Below are 17,398 nucleotides of genomic sequence, written 5' to 3'. Positions count from 1 at the left end.
TTCTTTTTTAAAGGACATTATTTGCTGAATTACTCTTTTTTATCTCTAATACGCTGCGTACATATTTTCCATTATTGCCCAACCCTGTCAAGCAAACGGAAGCAACATTATCAGGAATTGAGCACGTTCCTTTGTTTATCTGACTGTCTTCAATAGAAATACCACCAGGATCAAGGGTCAATGACTTAAGGTTAGCGGTAATCCAAGTAAGGTTTCCATCTACAACATCAAAATACTGGATCATTGGATTTGTTGTATCGTTTTTACTAAGGTAATAGATATCAATGATGCTCCCTGGTTGGTAAATGGTCAAAATCAGCTCATTAGTCCCAAAAGAGGACACAAAAGCTTTCCAGTCTGAAGGGTCTAGAGAAAACATGACACCTGTTAGGTCAGGGTTTTTATATTTTATGTATAAGAGTTGAACAGGTTTTACTTTGAAAACAAAGTCTTGTCTTGCAGGTTGCTTGTACCCATTTACAATGATGGAGTAAGTCACCGTATCGGGCATAAATTGAGCGTTATGGTTTCCCATATTGTAAATCTGGGTAAGGTCAGTTCCTGGTTTGGTTTTGAACGGGGCCTTTACATTTTTTTTGCTTGACTGAAGCCATTTCATCTCGTTACCACTGTCATACATGGCTTTCCAGCTGATTGTAACTTCTTGTCCTGCTCCAACAGATTGGCTTTCCGTTGGACTGAAAACAGTAATCAAAGGAGGGACTTGCGTAAGTGTGATGGATTCTGGAGGAGATTGGTTACCTCCTGCCCACGCTGAGGCTACATAAGTCCGTTGGGGAATTGTATCGGAACCTATACCAACAGCATCGCTACCTGAATAGGGAGGCGTTTCAAATGTTTTTTCACCTTTTCCGTCCGGGTAGCCCGATATTACTACGCTGGTACTGGCTGCACTTTTGAATTGAAGGTTAGACTTTTGCCCTAACCCAACGATTAGCGGATCCAGCCAGACAATTACGCCCAACTCTTGTGACTTTTTGGTTACCGGAACAGCTGTTTTACCAGAGTTTACACCAATAAATTCATTGATATTGATATTTGCCTTACCTGTAGAGTTATTGACAGGAATGTCATTGAATGTAATTTGGACATTGTCTCCTGGATCCAGCGTAGTATCTTTCGTAGCTGTGAGGACGAAGTTGTCTCCAACGATGTTGACGGTAAATGGAGAGGAAACATTACTTGTCCCAAACTTCAAATTGGTAACGAGATCACCTTGGGTATCACCAATAGGAAAAGTGATTGTAATTGTATCTCCTCCACGGCCGGCTTTAAAAGGTATTGGTTTTCCAGAGGTAGGGTTCTGGATAACAAGTTTTAGGTTGTCATTTGCGTTAACGAATACGGTATCGGGCAGAAAGGAGTAATCAAGTAGTGTGCTCATTGTTCGATTTGCTCAAGGTAGTTACTGATTTTTTTTGTTGAAGTTTGAAAGACTCAGCCAGCCTTCCATCAGGCTCAAAGGTTGAGGTGATAAGGTAGCCTGGGAAGTTTGCTCCGTAACCGTCATATCGGGCTGCCATTCGGTGACATCTTTTCTGGCTACCCAAGCCCAGTCCCCCCTCACTTCAGCAGGTGTAGGCATCCTGATCTGATCGGGGTTCAGCAGTAGTGGGCCTGTTCTGAATGTGGCGGAAAGGTTTTCGATGGCTGCTGTCACTGGACCATTAGGGAGGGAGATGCTACTTCCTGGTAGACTTCCGGGTATGATCGGAAGATCTCCAGTAGGATCCATGATCAATGTAAGTTTAACCGGGCCCTTATTTGCAGCAAGTGCTACCAAATGATCTATAATAACATAGCCAGAAGAAGGGTTAGATAATTTACTTAAAGCGGATTTTACCTGTCTCAGAGAGAGGGTCGCTCCACCCATTTTGAGTAACTGCTGTAATTCCTGTGTCTGGCCTGAAGATCCATACACCTTATAAAATTTCGTATAGTCATCATTGACGAAATAGCCCATCACTCCATTTTTCTTCATAAGGCTGTCACCAATCCTAACGTTAAATTTTACCGACATAAATGGAGGCTCCAGTGGTCGATAAATGCCCTGATCGTCATAATATTCTCCGGTCTGGAACCACCCTTGGTTATAGGCGGGTTTGCCAGACAGGATCAGCTCTACTTCACCCCTTACAATGGCCAGCGGTTTGCCTAGCAATATGGAGAGGTTATCCCCTACCTTGAGTGGATTATTTAACCATAAAGTTGAATCTATCGCATTCATCAGTTCGGTATAAGCCTGAGCACCACTACTGCTGGTCCCTGTTGCTAAAAGGGTATCGATGAAATTCTGAAGGTGGGTATTTGGTAAATTGGGACCTGCACCTAGCGCTGTGTTGGTACCAGGGGCAGCATCCCAGCGAATAGTTAGCGTATTGTCATCCCCCGTCACTTCTCTTCGCACCTTGATCACTTCACCCTGACTGCGGCCTTCGGCATCAAATACCATAAGGGCATCATCCAGGTAATTGGCCATAACCCAACCGCAGATAGGACTGGTGCTGTCAGAGGAATTGGTAAATATTTTATCATTATCGCGCTGTAAAAAGCGAGGTATCATGACGGCATCCTGAGAGATTCTAGGAGGCAACTGACCAAATCTATTGGCATCTTTTCCACTGTAACTCGGGCTGCTGGTAGTCATATCAGAAGACCAAATAATGTTTTCAATGGGATCGTCAGGACCTAGTAAATTGCTTTTACCAGGTAGTATCTGTCCGTAGGAATCTACTAGCCAAATGTCTAGTACCTGAAAATGCCCTGACCGAATGGGGGAAAACGGCCCTGCATCCTGGATATCCGTAGAGCCAGTGACAGGATCGTAATATGAATTCCCTGTAAGCAAGTCTCTAATACCGGGATCCAGTGGCTGGTTTTTCATGGCATTCTTCACGGTAGTGAGCTGAAGTGTAAAACCTGCCATGGACTGAGTCACAAGATCCATGTAAGAAATATTATCGGCTACCCACTGGAGGTTCTCAATGGTGTTTTGGGGTAAATGTTGATAGTTAGGATCGTTTTTAAAAGTGGTAAACTTGGTCTGTATATTTTGCGTCGTTTTTTGATTTAAAACAGATCTCCCCTCAAATACGATTTCAGGAGAAGGTGATTTCAGCCCTGATCCCTTCCATAAATAATCCAGCTCCCCGAGCTCCCAATCCTTCAAGGCATCAGCTTCCTCGGAGGAGGAAGGAAACCATTTGATCTTCCAGTCCATAAATATGGGCGTCCAAGGGTTTTTGTCCGGCCTATAGGCCACTCCTACAGGATCTGGCAATAAGCCTTCAAAACCGCAGGCAGCAGTCAATGCTTCAGTTGGAGGTCTGACTTCAAAATCAGCCCAACAGGACGTTTGCTGGGATTGGATTTTGGCTGTGAGTTCTGTCAACTGGTTTCCCTGTGGAGTTTTTCCTGCTTTCTCAAAATAGATAGAAGCAATCAGTTGGGCATTGCTGGTATCCAGTAAAAGCACTTCCAGCCATAGCCCTTGCACTTCTTTTGGGAAGGCATTCCAGTTTGCCAAAGTGATTTTGCCCAAAAGATCTTTCCAGGAGATTGCAATGGGCTCCTGCTGTACAGGAGTATACGTTACGTTGATGGCCGTGATAGCCTGTCCTGTGAAGCGTGTGGGTAGCAACTGCGATTCTCCATTCAGCTCTGGGGGGAGAAGTTTGGTATCCAATTCACCTCCGCTTATCAGCACCACTGGGTCTGAAGGGGAAGCGACTGGGTCCAGATCTACGGCCTTTAAGCTATATTGGTCTCCCAGATCAGCCCGCAGATTATCGGCGGAAGTTTTAATTGTGCTTTGTAAAGTAGTTTGTTGATCCTGGTTTAGTGTAAGGGCGCTACTTATTGCTTTAGTACTATTGTCTACTTTTTCAGTGAGTAGGGTTAAATTGCTTGGGTCAATGGTAGAGCGATTATACAGCAGATATTCCTTCTTCATAGCTAAGGCATAGAGCTCAAGCTGCTGGGTAGTTATAGTCCATCCGAGTTCATTGAGCGCAGTTTGGTCGGCGTTCAATTGAGTGAGTGCCTGCGTCTGTACCGGATTTAAAGGAATAGACTGTTGCCCCTGACGGTTGTCATCGGATGGTACTGGATTCGCTGATGAGCCATCTGACCTGACTACGATCCATTGTTGTCCGTGGTACTTTTTATCAAACTTCGCATCATGGATCATGCTTTGAGCCCATTCCGGATCTGTCTGAAGGTCAAAAAGCAGGTCACGTTGAAACGCTTCTAGGGCCAGGGCTAGGTTAGGAATATCTTCCTTGGCAATGCCAGAACCAGGCACTTCCGATGCTTTGGTTGCCATATAAGTGGAAATTGCCGCCTCAGGAGTGTTGGCTATCGAGAGTGTAGGTAATTTTTGTTTGCCATCTGAGCCTATAGGAGCTCCTGTACCGTAAGATTTATTTTTTCCTTTCCACTGCACCGTGGCAACCATGGAGTGATAGAGCCCCTGAGTGGGTAAATCAGAAGTTATGGTTGTGATACCGTTTTGCAGCTGCCAGCTATGCCAGGCCTCTATCATGGCTTTGGCCTGGTCAGGGAGGTTCAGCAACGATGGGTCCCATGCGCCGGACAGACCATATTGCTTTTGCCATGCCTGCCAGTCAGCTACAGCTTGTTCCAAATCCTCAGAAGTCCATTGAAATTGACTTTCAAGAAAAGATTGCCAGTTTTTATCATCATCGGAGGGTAAACCATATAAAGGATCCTTTTTGGGATCTGCATACCACCCAATGATGGAATAAGTATACGTTTGTGTTTCATCGGGGAGGTCGTCATGTAAGGCAAATACATTTTGGATATTGTCATAACTTACTGCCCACGTGATGTCCCCCGGCCCCACGGCCTTTAATTCAGTCGTTCCGGAATCCTCACCTTTGAACTGGTCCAATGGCATATGAGTACCTATTTGGCGAATCCCCAGATTGGTATCTTCATAATAAGGATACTGGTTTACATTTTGAATGTTACCTCCGGCATCCACCAGGATATCACTCTGAACAATAGTAGGCATACTATCAGGAGCTATTCCGGGACCACCATAACCAAATCTCGTGATCAACCAACGGTTCGGAACGTTGGGGAAATCTACAGGAGCACCTTCGGTAGTTTGTTGTTGTCCTTGCCGAAGGCTATTGGGGAGTGTCCATATCAAATGGGCACCCACAGAAGGGCATTTGCCTTTAGAGAATGGAGCAGGTTGGGCAGTGCTTCCAAACAGCCATAAACCATAATAGTCATTCTTAAGATTGGCCCATGTTGTCTGTGCGTTCACATCTCCCTGACCTATGAGCAATACATCGGTAGGAATAGGAACTAACAGAGAGGGTCCGGGCCAGACAGAGGATTTATTGCTCATTTTTTACAGGATCAGTGTTGGTAGAAGGATTACAGGGAGGAAAGTTGCTTCCTGATTCATAGGGTTGTTTCTGTGCTGTTTTGGTCATTTGAATGGCAAACCCACCTGAGGTTAGCTTACCATCTTGCAGAGAACCAGTGGGCATTGTAGTGGTGATATTATCCACTAGACTCTTGATATCTACAACACCTTCAGGCTGACCATCTCCTGCACGGAAAGAACCATAGCCTCTTAGTTTGGTGCCACGCTCGTCTTCAATTTGTACCCCGGCAGGATAACCACTCTGGCCAAGGCCTCTGAGAAACAAGTGGAAATCACTTCCATCCTGTGGCGGGTCGTTCGGGAATAAGCCAAACTGGAGCCCTTCGCCTGGTTGGATAAACTCCACTTTATCCGGCACACCTGACACCATGCAGAGCAGGGTGTTAGACGAGAGGGTATCCATGCGGATAATGGGAAGAGGCTTTCCGCCCTGTGTAAGGTTAATCTCTATTCCAGGAAAGTCGGATACCACTTGGGAGCGAAAAACAAACCCCGTGATGGGCCCACCCACTTCACCGGAGACAGCTGGAGGTGTTTCTCGTAAAGTAGATCTTAGAGTCAGCTGCGCTTTATCTACCTCATCATAAATCTGTTTATAGAAAGAAAGATTGAAAACAGAGTCGGCTGAAGAAAGTACACCCACACTCAAAGCTCCGTCAACCATCCGGTCTAGCCAGTTTCTGTCCAAGTAGAAGAACCGGATGGACTCAATGGGTAAAAGCCGGATATCTGGCACCATATATTCTACAGGCACACCATAAAGCAACGATAGCTGTGCCAGCCAGTTTCTTAGGTTATCAGGGAGTACTGGAGGCGGATATTCACCGGCCTGCGCTTGTATAAACTGGTTCACTACATCCGAATGTAGGTCTCCACGATTTGTTAGTGATGCCATGGCTCTATTCCTTAAATTTTTGGTGTAATTTCAAAAGTGGGTCTTCATCATTTTCTTCGATCGCCTTCTTTTCAGCTTCCGTAAATACTTCAGAAAACTGGTCAGTGAGCATTTTTTGCTTTCTACTTTTTAGTTTATCCCAGGCTACCTTTTGAAATGCGTTAGTAAAGAAGGACCGTGTGGCAGCATGCAGGTTAACTGTACCGACGGGTACATCCTCAGTCTGAATGGAGGCGGCTGCTGCGAGCGTATTTTTTTGTTTGACTTGGTTGACTATGGATCTTAGATAGTCAGCCCTCCAGTTGAACATCCCCTGGGCAAATGACGCATCTGAAAGAGCCAGCAATCTCCCTATTTGCCAGGCGGCACTGTAAGCATGGTTAAAAATACCCGTGCCCGGGTCGTAGTGCATGGCGTGGTCTGAGTAGATATATGGACCGTAGTTTCCATTGTCAGGAAGCTGTGATGATTCACGTTTTGTAGGTGATGGAACCAGCGGACCCCGGTACCATGAAGTGGCATTTTCTCCAATCCTCATTTGGTTTTGAAGTGCCACATAACCGATATCTAAGGCTTCTTTGGCAGTTGCATTTTGTTCAGTGGCCTTGTCAATTGACAGTTGGATCAATGATGTACCTCCGTTACCAGGCTGACAAAGGGCTTCCATCATATTGAGAAATTCTCTGTCCAAATCAGCTGTTGTAAATTCCCAACTTCCCAGGTGTACCAACCTGATTTTGGTATAACTCCCCATGATGGTGGAACCGCTTAAGTGATCCTGATGACCCTCAAATGATACCAGCAGTGCCATGTTTCTTTGACCTGTTCCCGGTACCCTATTACCGATACACAAGGAAAAGCAACCATCTGCATCCATATTCAGGATTACTTTTCCATCCGTATTTACCGAGCGTGCATGAGAGAGGTACTTCAGCTCTTCAAGCTTGGGGGCAATGGTTTGAAAGTACTTCAGGTCTATATCAACCACGGTAACTTTATCAGTATCGTTTCCTTCAAAATCATTGCCCAAATCAGGAGGGAGGATTCCATCTCCTGGATTGACAAGTTGTTCGGTAGTGACCGTATGTGGGGTGGTTATTTTACGAGTACTGCTGGTTTCTAAGTATTCAGCTTCGTATAAGGTCAGCAATCCCATCCACGGAGTATCTTCGTCTTGTGTGGTATCCGTGGGGTTAATAGCTCTTGACCAAGGTAAGCTAAAGTCATTAAATACAATATTAGGGAGGAAGTTTGCATAATTTCCTTGCTGGTTTGCCGGAGGAAACAGAGAGTGAATGTTATTGGGCTTCAAAACAAATCTAGGACCTTCTATGATAAGCTTTTTGGTAGCGTCATATTCTGGGTCGTCACCTGAATCCACTACATTTTGGATTGTTTGTTTTGCAGTGAGGATATAATCATCCGCTTTAAGAGGTGGCTGTATGGAGTCAAAAAACTGAATGTCTCCTACACCGACTGTCCCTGGATTGGTAATGATACTATTGCTCATCATTCTTTTGTTTTTGAGTTAATTTAACACTGGTCGTTTTGTGAGATGAATTTCCAAAATCAATTCCAGCCTGAGTGAGGGAAAGTTCATGGATCAATTCATTTTTTACTGCGCTATTTTTGCCCAAAGCATACATACCCAGCACTTCTACCTCCTGATCTATCAAGGAGATCATCATCCCATAGTTGGCATTGGCATTCGATGGGGCATCGAATAACATTAGGGTATTTTCCTTGTAGACTTGGATAGCAATGGCTTTTAACTCACCGGTTTTGACCGGTATTTCATCTGCGGCAATAGCCACCTTGATCGATCTTGCATCTGCTTTTCCTTTTAGCAATACACCAAATACCTGAGCATGTCTTGGAAAAACCGACTGGATCCATCCCTTTCTCGTTGCATTTCCAGAAGTTTTCACAACGTTTTGATCCAGCAAATCACTCGCTTTTACATACCCAATCTGGCCTGTCCTGGCTTTTATTTGTCGGCTGTTTTGAACACGTACCAAACATCCGTCAGCAAGGAACCATCCGCCGTTTACTTTGGAAAGAAGGGTGTTTATTTGCCAGCCTAGTACCGCCTCAGGTTTGGTTTCAAATCCCTGAACAATGACCTGACCCGTTTTGGCAGGGAGCTCAAAAGTTTCAAATCCGCTGAAATGGTCAAAACCCAGTAGGCTTCCATATTCATCAAAACTGGCGATAAGGCTTGGGAGCTCTCCCTTTAGATCCAGATCAAGTGGCAGGTTAGGGTCAGTCTTCCATACCAGTGTAGTGCCGTCATACAGCGATTTACTTGGTGTACTGACAAAGTCCTTTAGTGAGGTCAGGTAGCTTTCGCTGGCAATTTTATGGGTAGTTTTCCATTGACCTTTCGCCCTTCTGGTCAGTTTGGGAAGGTTAAGTGCTTCAGGGTCATATTTACTTGTGGTCTTATAGGTTTGCAATTGTGCCATTAATTGAGGCTCTCTGGTATAAGTTGGTTCCTCAGCCACGTTCTGGTTTGGACTTTGGAGAAGAATAGTCTTACCCGACTCAACTTTACCGTTGTTCTGATAGATCCCTATTCTGGCGAGTACTGGGAAGTCCTGTAATATCAGGTTTGCCGAGGAAGCCATTACCGACAGGTTCGGGTTTAGCGGAGCGTTGATGGCAGATGCCTGTAGCGCATGGTAAATATCATTCCGGTTATTAATCACGGTACCATCCATGATGGACTGCCTGATAAAAGTAAAGGCCTTTTGCTGATCCTCCACGGGATAAAGTGCTGCTGGAGGATAGTTAGGCGTAAAATCATAAGACAATCGCTTGACGTCACCAACTACATAAGCAAGGTTTTCCATCGGGAACTCCGGCACAACCCCTGAATACACATATTGACTAGCATCCAGCTCAAGTCCGAACAGCACATTGGGAATAAGCATCGTATTGGGATCAGGTGCAATTTCCCGATTCAACTCCGATCTTGACCATAAGGCCGACGGGGCTCCGTTGTTGCTTGCTGAAAGGCTTATATTTCGTGCTTTAAGGTTTATTGCTTTTCCCGAATTGTCGGATAAAGTAACGGTCATCACAGATAGCAATTGATCTTCTTTTCCCATGGGCCTTACCCCTACTTGACTACTGCCTTGCAGGGATGTATCTGAATTAGTAACTGTAACCGTACTGCTTGGAACCGCTGATTCCACGGTGAGCCTCCAAGGTATAGGGTTTATTACCCATTCATTCTTACTTGTACCTTCTTCACCATCGTTACTGTCCTGCTCAAGGCCTGTTTGTGCCGTCCACTTTACTACCTGCTGGTTATCGCTCTGCTGACCGTTTTTATCAGCTAGCATCATGACTCCCGCGTTTGACTTTGCGGGACTTGGAGAGGAAGAGGTGGGAGCTGGCAGGAAGGATGCTTCAAAAGCAGACCAATCCAGGCTTGCTGTAGAAGGGTGGTTCTCCTGATTTCCGATAGGAATAGAGAAACTGATCACGTACCAGTCTACTTCAACTTTGCCAAACACAGGAGGGCCTTGCAATTCAAGCCTACAACCCAGCTTAGCCACCAGACGTACAGAAACACCCGCAATGGTAGTCTGGAATCCAGCATAGACCGTCACACCGATGCCGACATTGAAATAGAAAGGATCCCATTCGATGAGGAAGTTGGCATAGGCATCTAAGCCCGCAATGAGAGGGCCTGCATCAAAGGCAATTTTCAGGTAACCACCAGACATGATGGCCGTAGGGCAAATGGCAAAGTATGCACCACCAGTAATGGATACTTTCCCTACTGAGAAATCCAGCTTCCAATTGATCCCTAGACGAGGCACCTCTGGATAGTAAACAGGCTTATTGAATGCGGGGTGATACCCCCCTAAGGTGACCACAAAATCTCCTGCATGGATCATTCCACCATCTTTAAGTGGGATATCTTTAAACCATAAGTAGAAAGCAAAACCGCCCGTTAATTTAACATCCTTGGCCAGCACAAATGAATTTGGGGTCAACTGAGCTTCGGCAGAAACATACCCTGCTGAAGGACTGATGGTGACCTTGATGGCCAGTTCCATATAGGCCAGGGCGAGGTTGGGTCCAACTTTTGGAGGAAGGGTAGCCGTAGAAACGCCCAATAAGTTGAATTCAAAGTCTTTGCCAAAGCTAAGAAACAGCAGAGCTGTGGTTTCCAACAACTGGAAGGAGGAAAATTTAAGGCCTGCGGCAAACCAATATTGGCCTACCTGCGGACGAATGACATCATTGAGTTTAATCAAGGCATCCATAGGATTCTCTCCCTCCGTAAAGGAACCTTCCGCAACCCCTTTGACTAATGGGAAGTTGGCGACGTTTTCAATACCTGGAATATCGAGGGTTCTGTTATAGGCAAATCCCGCAGCAATACCTTCAATGAAAAATGCGGGAACACCCCCCAGTGGTGCATTGAGCACTCCGAAAATAAACATGGAGGTTGAGGTGTCTCCATTTTGCATTTTTATTTGAGCATAAGACCCTAAAGCTCCTAAGGAGAACTTTTTAGCGGAAAGTATAGCCACACCTGTGTATTCTACAATACCCTCTGACTCACTTTTCAGGAAGCCGGCGTTGATGGTGATACCACCTGTGTAATCTACAGCAAACCCATCCAGATCGATCGTGTATTTACTCCAATCGGTAGGCGCTGTGACTGGCATACCCACCCGTAAGCCTTGAAGTGCCGCTTTGAACCCCGCCAGCTCAAAGCTTCCAGAACTGATAAAGTCTAGCAGTGGTGGCTTTTTTTCTCCTTCCCACCCCAGTCCAATATTTTCAATATATAGTGGACCAAAACTTCTTTGCACTGGAATGACCACTTCATGACCGTTGCCAGTATTGCTTCGCAAGTTTACCCAGAGTTTATCTACATAGCCTACATCAACAGAGAACCGTGGATTAGTTGTTTTATTGTCATTCTCAGATTCACCAGACCCAAGCACATTTTTGGCGATCGGGTTATTTCCTCCGCCCTCAGAGATGGTTTTGGGAGATAGGGAAAGCCCCATTTCATCCATGGTCAAGCCTGCTCCGAATTGCATCTTGATGGGCTGGTCTCCCTGAAATTGCAGGTCAAACAAAGCACGTGGGTCTACAGCACCAAGTTTAAAGCGACTCAGGTCCACAATGGGCTGTCCATTTTTGCCGATGATATCGAAACCTACATTGTTTAACACCAGGTTAAAGTGGGTAAAGTCTACGGTGTAAGAATCGTTTCCGTTTTGGGCAATAGGGACATAAAAGCCTATTCCCCTATCTCCAAATGTTGGGCTTCCGTTTACACTGTTGCTGATCCAATCAGTATTTTTTGCCCCTAATTGGAAAACGAGATTGGGGATGGCAGCAATAGAAAGGTTTGGTGCTTGTATAAGCAAACCAAAGTAGCCTTCCACCTTATTTTTGGGGCCAATAATGATTTTTCCCTCATCACTGAAAGTGAGTAGCGTCCATGGTTCTTTGAGTAACGTAAACAGAAAGTTTCCTAAAAATTCCGTTGGGGTTAGTTTAGCCAGGTTATCGAATGAATTGAGGACGTAGACCCCTTCAGTATCTTCTATCAGTTGAGTGGCTTCTAGAAGCAATACTGGGCTAATTGTAGAGGATTTGATTAGAGGAGCCTCCAGCCACGCCTTTACCTGATTTTGATTAAGAACCAGAAGAGAAACATAGCGCGGTAGGACATCTTTAATCACGTTGAGTACCCATGAAGATACCTTGTCGCCGACATTACCGCCTCCAAAAAAGTTTGGCAGCAACGCTACATTCAGGTCAGAAGGTGTTCCCATTTTGTTTGGATCAGCCAGTGGATCGAAGCCAAAATCAAATTGTCCGTTACTGAATTTAATACTCAAGCCCGGACCGTTCAGGTTTTCGATGGGCACGACCAAATCCAACCCAAAGGAAATATCAAAATCGCCTTTATCCAGGTTGTAGGCCACCCCGGTTGGAGCTATCTCCATTTTAAGCAATTTCATATCAGGCAGTTCCGCCCCGGCCCATAATCCAATCGAGTTGGTAGCGTCCAGCCCAGCAAGCAATTTGAAGGGTAGTTTGGCACTTGGGACATACTGGATACGACCTTCAATCACTGATAGGGAGTCTGCCGGTAACGCCAGCTTGAGCAGGTCTGCTATCGCAGTGGCTGTATCGTTGGCGTTTGCTGTAGAAAAACGTTGTTTTACCCATTCAAAGGCCACTTTTTCCAGTCGCTCAAGCAAAGCATTCCCGCTCATACCTTCACTTAATGCCTGTGAAAAGGCGCTTATAATGTTGTTGACCAGATCTTTTACATCCATTTTGGTCGCAAAGCCATCCATAGCGGCCAAAAACTTGCCTGCATCGGTCGTGCTGGCAGGATACTTGGCCTGCAAGTAGTTCATTAGTTTCGGCATCACATCATTGATCACTATTGCTGCTCCGGTAGCCAGGGCTTGCCCCGCCAGTGTACCCCAACCCTGAAATGGCAATAACTGTACCCCCAAGCCGGTAGGTTTGGCAGGAGTGCCTTGTGAAATGCTGAACTGAAATTCTTTGTCGTAGGACACACGGGTGAAAAAGCCATCCTGAAGCGCAGGGATCATAGCCTCAAGCTCTAGCCCTCCGGAAAAGGCGGGCTGATAGCTCTCGTTGAGGCTTACACCAAAATTTAGGTTCTTAATGGCAGCTTGGTCGCTGACAATAGAGATGGAGTCAACACCAAAATTGAAAGTAGCCAAATTATTTTCCCCGTTTATGCCTATTTTGAATCCGTAAGGCAGGCCGGTCAGATTTAGTCCCTTGCCTGGGGTAGGTGTTATCTGTATAGCGTTATAGTTAACCTCAGGCAGGTTACCCAGCAGGGTGATCAGTTTAGGCACACTGAAATTACCATTCGTGCCGAGCACTTCATCTGATAGTATCCAGCCCAATGGATCCGATAAAATGCCCATGAGCGACGGCATACGCCAGATACCCTCTTCATCTTTGCCTATGCCCAGGCCTTCGAAAATCTTCTGCACAAATTCGTATTTACCGAGCAGCTCTTCTTCGAATATCGCATTGAGAAGGATATTCAGTGTATAGGCTGGGGCCAATTCTGACACCTGGTCGACGAAAGTTGAGGATTTAAAAGGATAAATTTCCAAGGGGCTGGCGGAAGGTTTGCGGCCATCACCCCAAATAAGCTGCACGGCAAATGTGGGAGTTTGTAAGGCCCCGTTGTCCATACGTAGACCCAGGGATGAAGCCAGTGTCAGCCCGACTTTGGGTATATAAATATCTCCGGTAAAGGTTAGTGTTTCATCACTGATATTAAGCTGCAGGTTGCCGTACAGCTGTACAAATTCACCTAGAGCGATGGCGTCTTCAGGCAAGATGTTCAAAGCAATCACCCCATTTGCTGTGGTGCTGAACGTGAAGGGACCGTAGTTCGCTGGTGGTAGGTTGGAAGCTATTTGAGCGGCCAGGTTTCTTACCGCATTATCATCGGTAAAAAAGCTCTCAAATCTGGAGGTAAGTCCCTGAACAGGGTTAGTAAATACTTCGAGCACTGCTTCTGGCAGTAGCGGATATCCTTGGTTCGCAGGTCCGCAGATGTTTAGTGCAGAGAGAAACTGTAATGCAGGTTCAGGAAGGGAAGGAATGGTAATACCAGTAACTTCCTGTAAGAAAACAAACAGCTCCTTTCGGTGGGCTGGATCCATCAGCAGAGACTGAAACTGGCTACTTAAATAAGTGTCCGGGCTGGCCAATAAGGCATTCCATCCACTGGTATTGATGCCGTAAGCTGCCTGATCATTGGCTCGGGGCAGGGTAAGCCCTATTAATTGTAACAGGCTATAGGTGGTCTGAAATCCGCTATTGCCGGTTACCGCTTCCAGGTTTGTAGCGGCCTGGAGCGCACCATTGAGCAAAGCCAGAAATGCAGATTGCAGGTTTGAGGCAAAGCTGTCGCTCAGGAACTGTTCCAGTGTGACCAGTTCAGCTTGAAAGTCAGTGCCGATCTGGGCATTGACCAAAGTAACGACTGGCTGCACGCGGAGCTCACCATTCACTAATGACAGGGTCAGGCCTAGCATAATTTTATCAATGCTACCTATGCTCCCAAGGTCAACCAATTTGGTATTGGGATTGAAAAGTGTGCCGATAAAATTTAGTGAAGGGACATCATCAATAAATTCTAATTTCTGGCTTAGGGTGGAGTATTCGACAAGATTCAGCCTTTGTTCCAGTTTAAAAGCAATTTCAGTCTTGCCTGAACAGGGGTAATTGAAGACGTCCTGACGACCAAATCCGAGACCCAGGTTTTGTTTCTCCGTATTATACCAAACCGGTAGGTTAAAGCCGAAAGGGATCGGCGTGAGCCAGGGGTCGGTGAATGAGCCACTTCCGGTAATGGCAGGGGCGTCTGCTGTTCCGGACATGGTATAGGCCAGCAGGCCCAGGACACTTTTGCCCTTGCTGTCTGTATTAAAAAGTTGGTCTATCTGTTTGTTGAAGTCAGTCCATGGATCAGTGAAACTGGAAAAAGGATAAAGTTCAAATCCTGACCAGGACAACCCAGTTTTTGGGAATGCAGGCGCAGTGGACAAGTCTTTGACCAGCCCCAAGGCACCGGCTACGAAGAGGCCAGCTTTGGACTGGGTCCGTACGAGCATGGTACCCAGTGCTGAAACCAGGAAAGGGCCAAAGGTCGACGCGCTTTGCTTCACCAGATCCTCTAGCGTTGACTGGTCATCAAAATCGAGGTCTGTACCCAAAGCGGTAGAGTTTCCGTCTACCACCAGAGTTGGCCCCTTTATCAACATAGACCATGACCATCCACCGTTTTGGTTCCAGGTGGCTGATAGCTGAGAAGTGTCTACTTTAACCTGCATGCCACCAATGGCTGGTGTTTCAAAACCTTTGGGGAGCGTGAGCCGTGCGGTCACACCAGAGAGCCAGTTAGCTGCAGTATGACTCAGGTTCCCGTCTTTTGGCAACCTTATTGTGGCGGCATCCAGGGTCAGAGAGGCTACGATGTCGGTTCCTTTTACCGTAAGTCTGGGAGCAAGTTCAACACCCAGGTTCAGGTTGATGTAATCAGTCGTGCTCTCCTGAAAACAAACCAGATAGGCCGGCAAGGTTTGGTCTTTAACGGAGATTCCTGCTTTCCAGGGGTCTTGCTGTGTCCCTGATCCAGTAATGCTAATTGGCAAGGAGTCTGTACCAGCCTGCAGAAGTTGGGCAAATGATTCTACCACATAATAGAAAGCCTCTTTTCCAGAGACCTGCTGCTGGTAGGAAAGCACGTTGGCGTAATAGCTGGCCCAGGCACCAATCGGGTTGGTGATGGACGTCACCATGCCTGTTGGGGAGAAAGGAGGCACAAGATTTTCAGGCCAATTGGCCCCAGCTGAAGAAGGTGCCTGTAAACCAATTAAAGCGCCGATACTATAAGAGAGTTTTTTATTGTCCGTACCAAAATCCAAGAGGCTTTGCAAGCCTTCGCTAATTGCCGCAGCACCTGCATTTGCCAATTGTCCGGGCGAAAGTAAGTTCAGGGTGTCGTAATGCGTGTTACCAATAGTCACTGCATTCAGGCCAAACCACGGCATCATACTGGAGTCTGAGCCCAAAGATATACCTCCTTCCAAAGAGCCAATGGAATACTCCTTGTTTTCGAGGTTAAATTCAGCCAGAGGTTGATTTTTCGTTTTGTTTTTGAGGCTGAACTTTGCGGTAAAATTGATGGAAGGAGAAAGCCCGATGGCGTTTCCTGTAATCTGAAACCTTGCCAGTTCGCTCTCGGCCTGCATCGTAAATACTATGCCAGAAGTACCAAATTCAATAGGTGACCCTGAAAAGGACATGCCTGGGTAAAGTATGCGAGAGCCTTCTCCAAGCACTTCAGTTCCCATGGCAAGGCTTAAGGTACCTATGCTACTCACATCCAGTAGCGGGATCAGAAAAGGTGAGGTGCGTGATCCGTTACCTAAGACGCCGACCTCATTTCTAAGGAATCCCGAAAGACATGAAAGCCAGGTTTTAAGCGTGTCATTATCCGCAGAGATGGTATTGAACCATTTCAGGAAAATCATTTCAGCGTTATTGTCTTTTGCGGCGTTGAACAACTCATACCATTCTAATATAGGGAGTGTGGCGCTTGGGGCACCTTCTACCTTTGGTACCTGCGAGCTTAAACCAAAAAGGGGAGGAAAGTACTGAATGTTCCCTTTGAGTTCAGGGAATACTTTGCTCAAACCACCCACAAAAAGACTGGAGGCCGTATTCATGATCTTTTCAGCCGTGATAGCTTCCAGATCGGACAGGGACCTGTTAGAGGGTTTATCTTCACCGGCCAACTGCAGGCCAATGATTTCCACCCCTAACTCGAATGGCGGTTTTCCTGCAATTTCTTTTGCCAGGTCAATATTGGCATTGACTTTAACGCCGTTGAACTGGATGCCATTGATGTCTATAAGTGGAGAAGAGGGATCTGGGCCATCGACTGCAGCTCCAAAAGCGATCGGAAAACCTTCGGTAACAAAGGTCATTTTTACTGGGTCATTGCTGTCCTCTGCATCAATAGCAACAAAAGGAATCATTCCCCAGACCGCTGACTGTAAGGTGGTAGGGCTCCCGAATTCCCAAGCATGATAAACTCCTACACCTATGACGGTACTGCTTCCTGATTGATAGGTTACAACGTATACCCCTGTATTGATATCTTGACCATCCTTTTGGTATTTGATAGGAAACCAGTTACCTAAAAGGCTGGGGTTTTGTACGGGTATGCCGAAAGCATTTCCTCCTATCATTCCAAGAAGTTCTTCAAATAAGGTATTAAATTCTGCGGGGTTTTTAACAATTCCGGCCTTTGTGTTCACATAGGGGTTATTGAACCATTCAGGAATTAAGGAGTAAGAATCGTCTTCATTTTTCTTAAGAAGGCCAGTAAGCACACCCAGACTACCAAGTATAGGATCAAGACCTGAAAAGCTTGAGTCTGGTGACTGAAGAAAAGTCACATTTTCTTCAAAGGAGGAGGTTGATAGCATTACCACGTGGTGTGA

General features: G+C 46.0%; 7 protein-coding genes. 2 read left to right on the top strand and 5 right to left on the bottom strand.

What is annotated here, in order from left to right:
- Positions 1-7: 7 nt before the first annotated feature.
- Together MM239_RS14815 and MM239_RS14810 are read right to left on the bottom strand one after the other, a co-directional pair.
- Positions 8-1,405, bottom strand: coding sequence for a hypothetical protein (locus tag MM239_RS14815; protein WP_241349031.1), 1,398 nt, complete (start codon positions 1,403-1,405; stop codon positions 8-10).
- Positions 1,406-1,426: 21 nt separating this feature from the next.
- Positions 1,427-4,465 carry a hypothetical protein gene (locus MM239_RS14810; protein WP_241349030.1) on the bottom strand — a complete coding sequence of 1,013 codons (3,039 nt, stop codon included), beginning with the start codon at positions 4,463-4,465 and terminating at the stop codon, positions 1,427-1,429.
- A gap of 81 nt (positions 4,466-4,546) precedes the next feature.
- Here MM239_RS14810 and MM239_RS14805 point away from each other — a divergent pair, with 81 nt between their 5' ends.
- Positions 4,547-4,735, top strand: a complete 189-nt coding sequence (locus tag MM239_RS14805) for a hypothetical protein (RefSeq protein ID WP_241349029.1) — start codon at positions 4,547-4,549, stop codon at positions 4,733-4,735.
- A gap of 361 nt (positions 4,736-5,096) precedes the next feature.
- On the top strand, positions 5,097-5,276 hold the full coding sequence (locus tag MM239_RS14800; protein WP_241349028.1) for a hypothetical protein: 180 nt from the start codon (positions 5,097-5,099) through the stop codon (positions 5,274-5,276).
- Between the two features lie 114 nt (positions 5,277-5,390).
- Here the strand turns inward: MM239_RS14800 and MM239_RS14795 are convergent, their stop codons facing one another.
- Genes MM239_RS14795 through MM239_RS14785 form a run of 3 tightly spaced genes read right to left on the bottom strand, consistent with a single transcriptional unit; the run spans position 5,391 to position 17,383 of the window.
- On the bottom strand, positions 5,391-6,338 hold the full coding sequence (locus tag MM239_RS14795) for a hypothetical protein (protein ID WP_241349027.1): 948 nt from the start codon (positions 6,336-6,338) through the stop codon (positions 5,391-5,393).
- Positions 6,339-6,342: 4 nt separating this feature from the next.
- Positions 6,343-7,851 (bottom strand): hypothetical protein, encoded by a 1,509-nt coding sequence (locus MM239_RS14790; RefSeq protein ID WP_241349026.1) that lies wholly within the window; start codon positions 7,849-7,851, stop codon positions 6,343-6,345.
- A complete protein-coding gene (locus MM239_RS14785) occupies positions 7,838-17,383 on the bottom strand; it encodes a DUF6603 domain-containing protein (protein ID WP_241349025.1) in 9,546 nt (3,181 codons plus the stop codon). The genes MM239_RS14790 and MM239_RS14785 overlap by 14 nt, the downstream gene beginning before the upstream one ends.
- Positions 17,384-17,398 lie beyond the last annotated feature (15 nt).

The organism is Belliella filtrata, from assembly GCF_022549775.1.
GTDB classification, from domain to species: Bacteria; Bacteroidota; Bacteroidia; order Cytophagales; family Cyclobacteriaceae; genus Belliella; species Belliella filtrata.
This window is presented reverse-complemented; position numbering and strand designations above follow the sequence as displayed.

Coding starts and splice junctions, on each gene's coding strand:
- MM239_RS14815 (WP_241349031.1), bottom strand. CDS start 1,405: ATGAGCACACTACTTGATTACTCCTTTCTGCCCGATACCGTATTCGTT.
- MM239_RS14790 (WP_241349026.1), bottom strand. CDS start 7,851: ATGATGAGCAATAGTATCATTACCAATCCAGGGACAGTCGGTGTAGGA.
- MM239_RS14795 (WP_241349027.1), bottom strand. CDS start 6,338: ATGGCATCACTAACAAATCGTGGAGACCTACATTCGGATGTAGTGAAC.
- MM239_RS14805 (WP_241349029.1), top strand. CDS start 4,547: ATGCCAGGCCTCTATCATGGCTTTGGCCTGGTCAGGGAGGTTCAGCAA.
- MM239_RS14785 (WP_241349025.1), bottom strand. CDS start 17,383: ATGCTATCAACCTCCTCCTTTGAAGAAAATGTGACTTTTCTTCAGTCA.